The organism is Gemmatimonadaceae bacterium, from assembly GCA_036003045.1.
GTDB lineage: Bacteria > Gemmatimonadota > Gemmatimonadetes > Gemmatimonadales > Gemmatimonadaceae > JAQBQB01.
This window is the reverse complement of record DASYSS010000042.1, coordinates 98122-110815: the sequence shown is the minus strand read 5'-3', so window position 1 is coordinate 110815 and position 12694 is coordinate 98122. Positions and strand designations below refer to the sequence as shown.

The window sequence follows — 12694 nt, the reverse complement described above, 5'->3', positions numbered from 1 at the left end:
GTCCACCCGTCTACCTGCCTTTCGGCTGCTGCTGCGTCAAACAGTGCAGCGTGCCGAGGCCCCAGACGAGATCCACGGCGTGGATCCCGACTACTTCGCGGCCGGGGAAGAGCTCCGCGAGCGTGTTCAGCGCAACGCGGTCGTTGGGGTCGTTGAACGTCGGGACGATGACCACGCCATTGCCCACGTAGAAATTCGCGTAGCTCGCCGGCAGGCGCTCACCGTTCATCGTGACGGGGCGTGGGAAGGGGAGTGTCGCGACGTGCTGATTCCCTCCTCGGTCGAAGCCGGCAAGACGGAGTCGATCGAGGTTGTCCTCGGAACGACGATGATTCTCGTCGTCGGCGGGGTCGGGCTCGTATGCCAGAGCGATGACGCCCGGCGCGGTGAATCGGGCGACGTCGTCGACGTGGCCGTGTGTGTCGTCGCCGACGCATCCCTCGCCGAGCCAGATCGTCTGGCGGATTCCGAGAGCGTCTCGAAAGACCTCCTCGTACCCGTCGCGTGAAAGTCCGGGATTGCGCACCTGCACGTCGGACAGCAGGCACTCCTCGGTAACCAGCAGCGTGCCCTCGCCGTCGGTGTCGATCGCGCCGCCCTCGAGGACGACGCGATCGTCGTTGTCCGGCCTCTTGGGTTCGTCGCGCGACAACCCCGTGATGCCGGCCACTGCTTCGCCGACCTTGGCGTCGAGCGCGTAGTTGTCGTACTTGGCCCACGCGTTGAAGCGCCAGTTCACGAGACGAACGCGTCCGTCTTCGTCGACGACGCCGGTCGGTCCGGAATCGCGGAGCCAGACGCGATCAGTCGGAAGGACGTGGAGTCGATAGTTGTCGTGAGCTCCATGCGCTTCGATCGTCTTGCGAGCCGACTCGCGCAGATCCTCGTCGTGACAGAGAATCTCGACGCGCTCGTGCTTCGCGAGCACGCGCACGATCTCGGCGTAGACCCAGGCGATCGGCTCGATTTTTCCGGGCCAATCGGGCTCGTGATGCGGCCACGCGATCCACGTCGCCGCGTGCGGCTCGAATTCCGCCGGGAAACGAACCGTCATTTCAGGTTGGGATCGATCAGTGGTCGGCGCCGATGTAGCGGCTGAGTATCGGCGCGTAGGCGTCGATCCTGCGGTCGCGCAGGAAGGGCCAATTGCGCCGCGTCTCCTCGATCAAGCGCGGATCGCACGTCGCGATCAGCGTCGTCGGATCGGTGGCGGCTTCGGCGATCACCCGGCCGAAGGGATCGGCGATGAACGAATGGCCGAAGAACTCGAGCCCTTTCGTGCCCGGTTCGTCCTCGTGTCCCACGCGGTTCGGCGAGGCGACGAACACCCCGTTCGCGATCGCGTGCGCGCGCTGCGCGGTCCGCCACGCGTCGACCTGCGCCCGTCCGAACTCGGACTTTTCCGACGGGTGCCAGCCGATCGCCGTCGGATAGAAGAGAATGTCCGCGCCGAGGAGCGACGTGATTCGCGCGGCCTCGGGGAACCACTGGTCCCAGCAGATCAACACGCCGATCGTCGCGTAGCGCGTCTTCCAGACGCGAAATCCGTTCGCCTGCGCCGCGACGCGCAGCGTCTCGTCCGCCGCGGCGTCGCCCGGCGTGAAGTAGTACTTCTCGTAAAAGAGCGGATCGTCGGGGATGTGCATCTTGCGATACACGCCGAGCAACGATCCGTCGGCGTCGATGATCGCTGCGGAGTTTCGATAGACGCCGCGCGCCTGCTTCTCAAACAACGGGACGATCAGGACGATCGACAATTCCTTCGCCAGCGCCTGCATCCGCTCCGTCGTCGGGCCGGGAATCGGCTCGGCGATGTCGAAGCGCTCCGCGCTCTCCGCTTTGCAGAAGTACGGCGCGTCGAAGAGCTCCTTGAGACAGACGATCTGCGCGCCGCGCGAGGTGGCCTCGCGGATGCGATCGATCGACGCCGCGACGTTCTTCGTCACGTCGCCGGTGGCGCCGTCCTGAATGATTCCGACTGTGAATGGCGCGTTCATGGGCGGAAAACTAACGACGCCGGAGAGCGCAGATTTGCGCCGGCGCCGAAGCGCCGAACGTCAGCGGACGATCACGCCGACGACGACGTCGTTCACGTTGGTGCCCGTGTCGCGCCGCGGAATGAGCGCGCTCGCCGCGCGCAGTGCCTTGTACGACTCGTGCGCCGCGAGCGCGTTCGCGGGGTCGCGGCCACCCTCGGCGACCGCGCTCCACGTCGTGTGGTCGACGATGGCGCCGGCCGCGTCGGTGGCGCCGTCCCGGCCGTCAGTGCCGGCAGCGAGGAGAGCGATGCCGGCCGCGTCCGCGCCGGCTTGATGAAGCACGCGCGCCGCGGCGAGAGCGAGCTCCTGGCATCGGCCGCCGAGGATCGTCGCGCCGCTCGAGCCGCTCAGCGTCACGGTCGTCTCGCCGCCCCACGCGAGGCACGCGTTGTTCGCGCCCTGCGACGCCGCGCCGATCAACGACCGCGCGATCGCTTCGCCGGCGCGCGCCGCTTCGCCGTCGAGTCGCTCAGGCGCGATAGACGCCGTCAGTCGCAGCTCGTCGGCTTTGGCGGCGACGCCGTGGAGCGCGAGCCGATTGTTCATGATGACGCGGCCGGTGATGTGTGCGAATGCCGGGTGCGCCTTGGCCGGAGTCTCCGGAACGGTGCCGCGCGTGACGCCGGTGAGATACTCGCGGCACGCCGCGGGGAGACGCGCGAAGAGATTGGCCTTGTGCAGCAGATTGGCGACGTCGGCGACGGTCGACCCGTCGGGAATGCACGGCCCGCTCCCGATCACGCTCAAGTCGTCGCCGGCGACGTCGGAGATCGCGAGACAGTGGGTCGTGGCCGGCGCGAGCGCGAGGGCGAGTCGGCCCGCACCCCAACGCGAAAATCGCTTTCGCACCGTGTTCATCGCGGCGATGTCGAGACCGGAGCCCAGCAAGAGCTCCTGGAGCACGACGAAATCCGATTCGCTGATCGCGCGCACCGGCGCGCCGATGAGGCTCGACGCGCCGCCGGAGAGGAGCACGATCGCGACGTCCGACGAACGCCGGCCCGATGCGATCTCTCCGATCTTCGCCGCGGCTTCGAATGAGTGGCGGCCGGGCAACGGGTGATCGCCCCGCATCGAAACGATCGTCGGATACGGGGACGGCGCCTCGTCCGGAGCGACGATCAACCCGCCGACGATCGAGTGCAGCGACCGAAGCGTCGACGTCACCGCGGCCGCCGCCATCGGACGCGCCGCCTTGCCGAATGCGAAGATCCACAGCCGCGACCCGCGCTCCAGCGCCAGCGCGTCGACGGCACGCGCCGCCGCCGGCCCCGGTGCGGCGGCGGCGACCGCGGCATCATACAACTCTAAAGCGAGCGCTCGGCCGGCGGCCGCCGGCACATCGATCGCCGTCACCCTAGTGCTGCGGCCCCAGCGATTTCAGGGCGTTCGCGACGTCCGTGCCAAGCTCGGTGTATGCGTCACCGGCCAGCACGTTGAACTTCATCATCCGCGCGGCGATTTTGCCGTCGGGACCGACGACGAAAACGTTGCGCGTATCGAGCTTGTTGTCCGCCGAGCCATAGAGCTTGGCGACCGCCTGATCCGGGTCGCTCGCGAACAGATTCGGGAATCCCGAATCGTGCGCCCAATTGGCTTGCGTCGTATCGGCGTCGGTGCTGATGCCGATCACGACGACCTTCTTTCCGGCGTTGAAGAGCGTGGCGTACTGATCACGGTACGCCTCCATTTGGATCGTTCAGCCTTTTGTCCGCGCCTTGGGAAAGAACGCGAGCACGACGATCTGTCCGCGGTAATCCGCGAGTCGAACGGGTTCCTTCAACACGCCGAACCGGGTCGCTCCCGGAAGCGTGAAATCGGGAGCCGCCTGGCCGACGTTCGGCGCGGATGCCGCGCCGCCCGGCTGCGGAGCCGCCGGCTGTTGCGCGCCGGCGAGTGCCGCGCCAAACGCCGACGCGGCGATGGGCAGCAGAACGCCGCTTCTCTTGAAGCGCATCATGAGGAGAGAGCCCCGGTGGAATGAGGTGCGAGACGAGCCAGAATCGAAACTAACAGGAACCGACGCTAACGAAAACGAAAGTATCTCGCACGCGCAGGACAGCCACCGCCCGGCCCGCCGCCGATTGTGGACAGTCGATGTCCCGAATCGGGACGCCCGCGAGGGCCAACCGCCGATTTCGCGGCTTAGAAGCCGGAACGGCACGTGCCATATGCCTCTGATGCATGGCACGAGCGGCACTGACGCGAATTTCATTTCGGGGGGAATGGTCATGCGTACTGTCAGGTGGTTGGTCTTCGCGCCGGCACTGGTAGCCGTGGCGGCATGTGGCCGCGGCAACACCGCCGATGACGCGCTGAAAAACGATCTCGCGCTGGCATCGCAGGCCCAGGCCTACAATCCGAACTTCAACCCCAACGAGGCGGGGTACGCGCAGCAGACCGCGCCGCAATACGCGTCGTCGAACGCGCCGCGAGCGGTGCAGACGGTCGCCCGTCAGCCGGTCTATCGCCGGCCGACGTCCACGGCGCGACGCTCGAGCTCCAGTAGCAACTCCCGCTACTATCCGGCTCCCGCGACACCGCCGGTCGTCGTCGAAAAGCACACGCAGCGTGACGCGGCGATCGGAGCGGCGGCGGGTGCCGTCCTCGGCGCCACGACGAGCCGCGACAAAGTCAAAGGCGGCCTCATCGGCGCGGCGATCGGAGGCGTGCTCGGCGGCGTGATCGGAAACAACGTGGACATCACCCGGAAGTCGGGTTGGTAGGGCGAGCGTCGTTGTAAGGAACTGACAAAGTGGCGCGGGGGAGGTGGCGCGAAGAGCGCCGCCTTCCCCGCGCCGCGTTTCGTGTGTGCCATTCGTCACGACCTCGCTCGCGCGGAACTGTGCCGTCTCTACCTTATATGAGCCTCGTCGCAGTCGTTGGAGCACGCCTTATGAAAGCAACCAAAACCCAGTGGCGCTTGGTCGCGGCCATCATCGCCGCGATCGGGCTTCGAACTTCGCCCGGTCTCGGGCAGACCGCGTCGGTGCAAGGACAACCGACGCCGAGCGACCGCGCGGCGATGGCCAAGGCGAAGAAGGACAGCGTCAACCGTCCCTACACGCGGCCCGACATCGATTTCATGCGCGGCATGATCGCGCACCACGCACAGGCGCTCGTCATGGCCGGGTGGGCGCGTACGCACGGCGCGGGTCCGTCCGTTCAGACCCTCTGCGACCGCATCACCAACGCGCAGAGAGACGAGATCAACATCATGCAGATGTGGCTCCGCGACCGCGGACAGCCGGTGCCCGAGGCCAAGCCCGTTCCGATGAAGATGACGATGGACGGGGTGGAGCACGAAATGCTCATGCCCGGCATGCTCACGGACGAGCAGCTCAAACAGCTCGATGCCGCGCGCGGCCCGGAGTTCGACAAGCTTTTTCTGCGGTTCATGATCCAACACCACCAGGGCGCCGTCTCGATGGTCGACGACCTGCTCAAGCACGACGGCGCCGCGCAGGACGAGCTGGTATTCAAGCTCACCAACGACATCCACGTCGATCAGACGACCGAGATCGCCCGCATGCGGCGGATGCTCACTCAAATCGTGACCGGCGATTCTCCGTAGTCGGCGTGTCGCGGGTCGCAGCGTCATTCAATTCCAACAGTCGTTCGCAACAGGAGTCCCACCATGCCATTGATGTCCGTTTTTTCTCGGCTCGCCTCGAGGCGCGCGATGGCGCTGCTCGGTACGGTCGCATCCGGCTTCGCGGTTCTCGCACCGGCCGCCGGGGCGCAGGCGGCCTCGCTCGGCGTGGCGGCGCCGAACCCCGACAGACGCATCGGTCTCAAGGCCGGCATCTGGGACGCGGGGCAGGCCGAGTGGAACATGCATCTGCTCTCGACGACTCGGCCGTCGGAGAAATTCCTCGGCCAGGTCAATTCCGATCTCGCGTTCAGCGGACCCTATGCGATCCAGGGCAGTTTCGCCGGCTATCAGGTGTGGGACATCAGCAATCCCGCCCGCCCGGCGCTCAAGACGGCGTTTTTCTGCCCGGCGTCGCAGAGCGACGTGTCGGTCTACAAGAACCTGCTGTTTGTGTCGGCCGAAGCGGAGACCGCTCGACTGGACTGCGGCGGACAAGGCGTCGAGGCCTCGGTGAGCTCCGAGCGCATTCGCGGAATTCGAATCTTCGACATCACCGACATCGCCAACCCGAAATACATCGCGAACGTGCAGACCTGTCGCGGATCGCACACGCACACGGTCCTGGCCGATCCGAAGGACCCGGACAACGTCTACGTCTACATCTCCGGTTCGGCGGGCCCACGCGACCCGAAAGAGCTGGCCGGATGCTCGAACCTGTCACCCTCGAAGGACCCGAATTCGCCGCTCTTCCGCATCGAGGTCATCAAGGTTCCCCTCGCGCATCCCGAGAAAGCAGCAATCGTGAGCTCGCCGCGCATCTTCAACGACCTCACGAAGCCGGCGATTCACGGCCCGACCGCCGCGGACAAGGCGGAGCTGGACCAGGCCCGCGCTCAGGGCCGCTTCGTGGTCGACATCGAGGGCGAGACTCACGTCCTCTCCGACCGATTCGTCAAGCCGATTCTCGACAGCGTCGTGAAGGCGCGCGGGGGTTCGGCTCCGACGGCCGCCGACAGCGCGACGCTGCGGCGCGAGCTGCCGGGGATCATCAAGGTGATGTTCGGCATCACCGACGACGATCCGAACGCCGGCCCCACGCAGTGCCACGACATCACGGTGTACCCGTCGATCGGCTACGCCGGCGGCGCCTGCGAGGGTTACGGTCTGCTGCTCGACATCCATGACCCGGCGCATCCCGTGCGCATCGATGCCGCTGCGGATTCCAACTTCTCATATTGGCATTCGGCGACGTTCAGCAACGACGGGACGAAGGTGCTGTTCAGCGACGAGTGGGGCGGAGGTGGTGCGCCGAAGTGCCGGTCGACCGATCCGAAGGAGTGGGGCGCCGACGCGATGTTCACGATCGACGCGAGCCACAAGATGCACTTCCAGGGCTACTACAAGATGCCGGCGGCGCAAACGCCGCAGGAAAACTGCGTCGCCCACAACGGCTCGCTGATCCCGATTCCGGGCCGAGACGTCATGGTGCAGGCGTGGTATCAGGGCGGTCTCTCAGTGTTCGACTGGACCGATCCCAAGCACGCCACGGAGATCGCGTATTTCGACCGCGGTCCGATCGACGGAACGCGTATGTCCATGGCCGGCTCGTGGTCCGTCTACTGGTACAACGGCGCGATCGTGAGCTCCGAGATCGCGCGCGGTCTCGACGTGCTCGAGCTCACGCCGAATCCGATGCTCACGGCGAACGAGATCGACGCCGCCAAGACGGTGCACATGGACTACCTCAACGCGCAGGGACAGCCGAAGTTCGTCTGGCCCGCGTCGTTCGCGCTGTCGCGCGCCTACACCGACCAACTCGAGCGCTCGCACGGACTCTCGGCGAACGGCCTCACCGCGGTGCGTTCCGCGCTGTCCGAGGCGGAGCTCAAGTCCGGCGTCGACCGCCGCGAGTCGTTGAACAAGCTTGCCGGCCGCCTCGACGGCGACGCCCGCGGATCATCGGACCCGGCAAAGGTTCAGCTGCTCGCAAAATCGGTCCGCGATCTGGCGTCGGCATCGAGGTAAGGGAATCGCCGCAGCCGGCGCGCCTCACAGAATTCCGGGCGCGCCGGTTTTTTTCGGCCGGACCGGTGCGTCGCGCGCGCTGTAGCTTTCGGCATGGATCCACTGGATCTCTCGCGCGACGAGTTGCTCCGTTATAGCCGCCATCTGATTCTGCCCGACGTCGCCCTCGACGGTCAGCAACGAATCAAGGCAGCGCGCGTGCTGCTCGTCGGGGTGGGTGGTCTCGGCTCACCGGCGGCGCTGTACCTAGCCGCGGCAGGCGTCGGAACGATCGGCATCGTCGACTTCGACGTCGTCGACGTGTCGAATCTCCAACGCCAGGTGCTGCACGGCACCGCGGCGGTCGGCCGACCCAAGCTCGAGTCGGCGCGAGCGCGAATCACCGATCTGAATCCGAACGTCAACGTCGAGACGCACGAGACGCGTCTCACGTCCGACAACGCGCTCGAGATCCTCGGCCGGTATGACGTGATCGTCGACGGCACCGACAACTTCGCGACGCGCTACCTGGTCAACGACGCCTGCGTGCTGCTCGGCAAACCGAACGTGTACGGCTCCGTCTTTCGCTTCGACGGACAGGCATCGGTCTTCTCGACGGCCGACGGGCCCTGCTACCGCTGTCTCTTTCCGTCGCCGCCGCCGCCGGGCAGCGTGCCCAGTTGCGCGGAGGGCGGAGTGCTCGGCGTGCTCCCGGGTCTCGTCGGAACGATTCAAGCGACCGAAGCGCTCAAGCTGATTCTCGGAGCGGGCGACGCGCTGATCGGTCGGTTGCTGCTCGTCGACGCGCTCGGCATGAACTTCCGCACCGTGCGCGTGCGGCGCGATCCGACGTGTCCGGCGTGCGGCACGCGCGAGATCACCCGGCTCATCGACTACGACGAGTACTGCGGCACTTCACCGACAACGACTACCGCGAACATGACACGCGTTCCCGAGATGACGCCCCGCGAACTGGCGGAGGCGCTCGCGCGCGGCGACGACCTCGAGTTGCTCGACGTGCGCGAGCCATATGAGTGGCGACTGGGCGTGCTTCCGAACGCCAAGCTCATTCCACTCGGCTCGCTCCCCGCCGCGATGTCCTCGCTCGACGGCGAGCGCGACATCGTCGTGTACTGTCGCTCGGGAATCAGAAGTGCCGACGCCGTGCAGCGGCTTTGCGCCGCCGGTTTCCGCGCGACGAATCTCACCGGTGGGATTCTGCGGTGGAGCGACGAGGTAGATCCGAGCGTGCCGAAATACTGAGGGGAGGTCGGGAGGCCGGAACTACTCAAAATCTCATGAGTCGTTCCGGCCCTGTGGCCCCGCGGCCCCTTCACGGTTTCACCAGCGCCTCCAACGCCGCCCAATCCAGTTTGTCGCGAACTCGAATCGCGTCCGCCAGGTGTCTCTCGGCGGTCGCTCTCTCCTGTTCGCGCTCTTCGCCGGCGTATGTCTGGTAGGTCGAGTCGGCCACGCCTTGGAGCCCGGGGAGGCAGATCCACAGCACCTGCGGAAGGTTGGGCGAGAGGGACGCGTCGTAGAACGCGGGATTCGGTTGCATCGGTAGAATCACGTCTTCATCGGCCTTGCTGCCCAGCGTGTAGTAGCCTCGGCCGTGGTCGATGAGATACGCGGGCGACTTTCGTTCTTCGGGCGAGAGCGCGTCGAGGCTCGACCGGAGCTCGGCGATGTGCGCCGCCTCGGCCTCTCGACCTTGTTTGACGATGTCTTGGATATTCTGATCCGAGCCGCCGGCGACCGCCCCGCGGAGGCCGGCCTCCTGTTGTTTCTCGGCCTCATGGAACGCGTCGGTCATCTGCTGGATCGTCGCCGCGTCCGCGCCTGCTGCACGCAGGGCGTCGATGGTCTTGCGGTTCGACGCTTCGCGCTGCGGGCGGTCGCGCAAGAACTTCTGAAGCGCATCACTCGCCGGTGTCGACGTGGTCGCCGCGTGCTGCCCGGCGTGGAAAGAGGATGCGGCCTTCGCTTTGAGCAGCTCGAGGGTGTAGTACCGCTCCTTCGTCAGCGGAACGACCGGCGGCGCCGGCCCACGGGAGACATACGTGCAGGCGCCGTTGTACACGGGGCGTCCGCGGAAATCGCCTGTCTTCTTGAGATCGTACATGATGCGTGGGCCGTGGTCGGCTTCTTCGTCGGTACTCTCGATTTCAGCTTCGCTGCCGACCGTGTTGATCGCGACGTGGAAGGACACGATGCCTCCCGTCGGCCCGATCTCCTTACCCCCGTGTCCATTGTCCTCGAGCCCGAAGTAGGTGAGCTCCCCGAGGACTGCTTCGTGATAGGGCATGCCGGGCGCGTCGCCGGAGAGCCGCTCGCTGGCGAGCCGTCGCAGTACGACCGAATAGCCGATCGGATTCGCGAGCGCGGCGTCGCTGCGCAGGAGGTCGAGCACGCGTTGCGCCGACGCGAACGCCAAGGTGCGCTGCGCGCCCGGCGGCATCTGCTTGCCGTGTCCGACGTCGGGCTTGGCCGAGAGAGTGCCGGGATGAGCCTTCGGGTCGCCCTGGGCGAGCGCGGCGGTCGAGCAGAGCGCGGCGGTGGCCCAGAAGGCAAAGGGACGAATCGGTGGCATCGTAAAAGTGGTATGTGCGTTTTTGTCAGGGAAACGCGGCGGTGCGCCCCGACGCGATGTCCGTGATCGCGAGCTGCCGCGTCACGAGTGACAAGTGCCCGACACCTCGGGCTCCATAGGGCGTCGCCGTCGGCGCGTTGAATCCGGCGAGCGAGGCGCGCTTGAGCCACACGACGATTCCCGCCGCGCCGTCGCGCCCGAGGAACGAGATCACGGCCTCGGTCAACTCGTGGCCGCTTTCGACGGCCGACGCGACCTCCGAGTCGTCGCCACCGGCCGTCTTGTCGATCGGATCGATCGAGATGTGCAAGTCGTCTCTCGGGAGGCCCGTGCGCTCGTCGACGGCCCACGCGGCCGCGATGCGCTGATCACCGGACGCGAACGTCACGTCCAGACCCGCTGCGCGCGCGCCGCCAGCGAGTCGCACGCTCGTTCCCGCCACCCCGTTCCGCACCCACGACTCGGCCACGCCGCGCGGCACTGGTGAGATGTCCGAGTAGTTGAGTCGTCCGTTTGCGGTTCCGTGGGGCGGCACGCCGGTCACTCGCGTCGCCGTCAGATCGAGCGTGATCAACGGATAGCGTGTTCCACGCTCGTCGGCAGCGGTCGAGAGCTCGACGCGGGTGAGATGCGCGTCGTCGAACGCGACGGCGGTCGATCGTTCGCCGGCCGGTGGAACGATTCGTACCTCGAGCCGCTCGCGCGAGAAGAGAGCTTGGTACAGCGGCGCGACGCACGACGATGCGACCCGAATCTCGAACGTGCGATGGCGAGAGCCGCTGGGCGTCGTCTCGCCGAACGAGCGCAGTCTCACGCCGGACGCTCCAGCCTCCGAGCACGCCGCGGGCGGGATTGCGCCGTGCACGCTGCCGACGAGCGACACGGTTCCACCGTCGACCACCGGCGTCGCCCCAACTCCGAGCCCCGACGACGGAGCAAGAGCGAGGGCGAACGCCGGCACGGCGGACCGCGCGCGCATTCTCATCGCCGGGCCGAGCCGGTGTTCAGTTCTTGACCAGCTCGACGCGGCGATTCTGCTGGCGGCCTTCCGGCGCGTCGTTCGACGCGGCCGGCTTCGTCGAGCCGAAACCCTTGCTCCCAAGTCGCGCGGCGTCGACGTGATAGTTCGCGATCAAAAACTGGCGAACGGCGGCGGCGCGCCTGTCGCTCAGCGTCTGGTTCGACGCCGCCGAGCCGACGTTGTCGGTGTGTCCCTCGATGGTGAGCTTGAGATCCGCGTGGTCCTTGAGCATCTGCCCGATGAGATCGAGCGTCGGCTTCGACTCGCCTCGAATGCGATCGCTGCCCGTGTCGAACAGAATGCCGTGCGTCGCGACGCGTCCGTCGGCCATGATGGCGTCGTAGAGCGGCTTGCCGCCGGCGGCAATCCGGATGTTCGACAAATACCCGGGCTGATCCTCGCTGCCGGGAAGGCCCACGACCACGACCTTGCCGCGACCAATGTTCGCGTTCGGCACATTCGACACGCGAACGCCATTCACGTACATCTTCACGTACTTGCCGTCGGCCATCACCGCGACGTGCGCGATGGGCTTCACAGCGGCTTCGGGCAGATCCGACCCTGAACTCACACCGCCACCCGCCAATTGCCCGCTGCCCGGCGAGAACGAAGCCTGCGCCAGATTGTCGACCGCGTCAGGGTCGGCAAAGTTCACTTCGAGGTTCCAGCCGCTGGAGCCGCTGTAGTCGGCTTCGAAGGTGAATCGTTGCGGGAGAACTTCCGGAAGCGGGATGGTGACGACTCCGCTGCTGTTCGTGCGCAGATACTGCTGCCCCTGCCACTTCGCGACCTCGAAGTTGCCGTGGCGAAGCTCGAGCCGCTTCGGGAAGTCGCCGATGGCGTCCTTCGAGAAGTCCTCGGCGAAAATCACCCGGTCGCCGGGAACGAAGTCGTAGTTGACCAGCACCGTGTTGTCGAACGCCGGCACCGACGTGCTCGTCGCGGCGGTGCCGTTCGATGTCGCGGATGCGGATTGCATCGCGGCCGGCACACCGCCCGCCGCGTCGACCGCCTTCGCGGAGTCGGCGGCCGACACCGGTTTTCCGTTCTTGTCCACGACCTTCACGGTCTTTCCGGCGCCCAACGCTTTGTGGATGCATTGGGTGTTGGTCGCCGCGCACGTGATCGCGCCCGTCGCTTTGTCGAGCGCGGCGTCGGTCAGGCTGTCCTCGGCGTTGTTCACGCGATCCTGAATCTTCTGTTTTGCGCGATCGATGAGGCCTTGCGCGTTGGCGCCGGCAAACGGGAGGGCGGATCCGAGCAGCATTGTCAGGACGAGAATTGCGCGGACGCGTCCGGACGACTGTCGGGTCGGCGTGATGACCGGGAGTTGGGGCATGTGGAGAGACTCCGGAGGTGATTCGTATGAGAGCGGGACTGGATCCGGCCGCGCGCGGCCTCGCGAACGCGGCGCTATATTAGGCGGCCGCCGTCCACGCGAT

General features: G+C 66.6%; 11 protein-coding genes. 4 read left to right on the top strand and 7 right to left on the bottom strand.

Going from position 1 to position 12694, the window contains the following annotated elements:
* Positions 1 to 10: 10 nt before the first annotated feature.
* Genes VGQ44_10735 through VGQ44_10720 form a run of 4 tightly spaced genes read right to left on the bottom strand, consistent with a single transcriptional unit; the run spans position 11 to position 3996 of the window.
* On the bottom strand, positions 11 to 1054 hold the full coding sequence (locus VGQ44_10735) for an agmatine deiminase family protein (protein HEV8447291.1): 1044 nt from the start codon (positions 1052 to 1054) through the stop codon (positions 11 to 13).
* Between the two features lie 16 nt (positions 1055 to 1070).
* Positions 1071 to 1997: a carbon-nitrogen hydrolase gene (locus tag VGQ44_10730; GenBank protein HEV8447290.1), complete on the bottom strand. Its 927-nt coding sequence runs from the start codon at positions 1995 to 1997 to the stop codon at positions 1071 to 1073.
* A gap of 60 nt (positions 1998 to 2057) precedes the next feature.
* On the bottom strand, positions 2058 to 3395 hold the full coding sequence (locus VGQ44_10725) for a DUF4147 domain-containing protein (protein HEV8447289.1): 1338 nt from the start codon (positions 3393 to 3395) through the stop codon (positions 2058 to 2060).
* A gap of 1 nt (position 3396) precedes the next feature.
* Complete coding sequence (locus VGQ44_10720) at positions 3397 to 3996, bottom strand: redoxin domain-containing protein (GenBank protein HEV8447288.1); 600 nt, start codon at positions 3994 to 3996, stop codon at positions 3397 to 3399.
* 274 nt (positions 3997 to 4270) lie between these two features.
* Here VGQ44_10720 and VGQ44_10715 point away from each other — a divergent pair, with 274 nt between their 5' ends.
* The 4 genes from VGQ44_10715 to moeB all read left to right on the top strand — a co-directional run bounded on the left by VGQ44_10715 (position 4271) and on the right by moeB (position 8901).
* Positions 4271 to 4765, top strand: a complete 495-nt coding sequence (locus VGQ44_10715; GenBank protein HEV8447287.1) for a YMGG-like glycine zipper-containing protein — start codon at positions 4271 to 4273, stop codon at positions 4763 to 4765.
* Between the two features lie 170 nt (positions 4766 to 4935).
* On the top strand, positions 4936 to 5613 hold the full coding sequence (locus VGQ44_10710; GenBank protein ID HEV8447286.1) for a DUF305 domain-containing protein: 678 nt from the start codon (positions 4936 to 4938) through the stop codon (positions 5611 to 5613).
* 63 nt (positions 5614 to 5676) lie between these two features.
* On the top strand, positions 5677 to 7659 hold the full coding sequence (locus VGQ44_10705) for a hypothetical protein (protein ID HEV8447285.1): 1983 nt from the start codon (positions 5677 to 5679) through the stop codon (positions 7657 to 7659).
* 102 nt (positions 7660 to 7761) lie between these two features.
* Positions 7762 to 8901, top strand: a complete 1140-nt coding sequence (gene moeB, locus VGQ44_10700) for a molybdopterin-synthase adenylyltransferase MoeB (GenBank protein ID HEV8447284.1) — start codon at positions 7762 to 7764, stop codon at positions 8899 to 8901.
* Between the two features lie 70 nt (positions 8902 to 8971).
* Here the strand turns inward: moeB and VGQ44_10695 are convergent, their stop codons facing one another.
* From VGQ44_10695 to VGQ44_10685, 3 genes are read right to left on the bottom strand one after another with little or no spacing between them, the layout of a single operon-like run.
* Positions 8972 to 10231 carry a hypothetical protein gene (locus tag VGQ44_10695; protein ID HEV8447283.1) on the bottom strand — a complete coding sequence of 420 codons (1260 nt, stop codon included), beginning with the start codon at positions 10229 to 10231 and terminating at the stop codon, positions 8972 to 8974.
* Positions 10232 to 10256: 25 nt separating this feature from the next.
* Positions 10257 to 11210: a hypothetical protein gene (locus VGQ44_10690; GenBank protein ID HEV8447282.1), complete on the bottom strand. Its 954-nt coding sequence runs from the start codon at positions 11208 to 11210 to the stop codon at positions 10257 to 10259.
* 25 nt (positions 11211 to 11235) lie between these two features.
* On the bottom strand, positions 11236 to 12591 hold the full coding sequence (locus VGQ44_10685; GenBank protein HEV8447281.1) for an OmpA family protein: 1356 nt from the start codon (positions 12589 to 12591) through the stop codon (positions 11236 to 11238).
* Between the last annotated feature and the right edge of the window lie 103 nt (positions 12592 to 12694).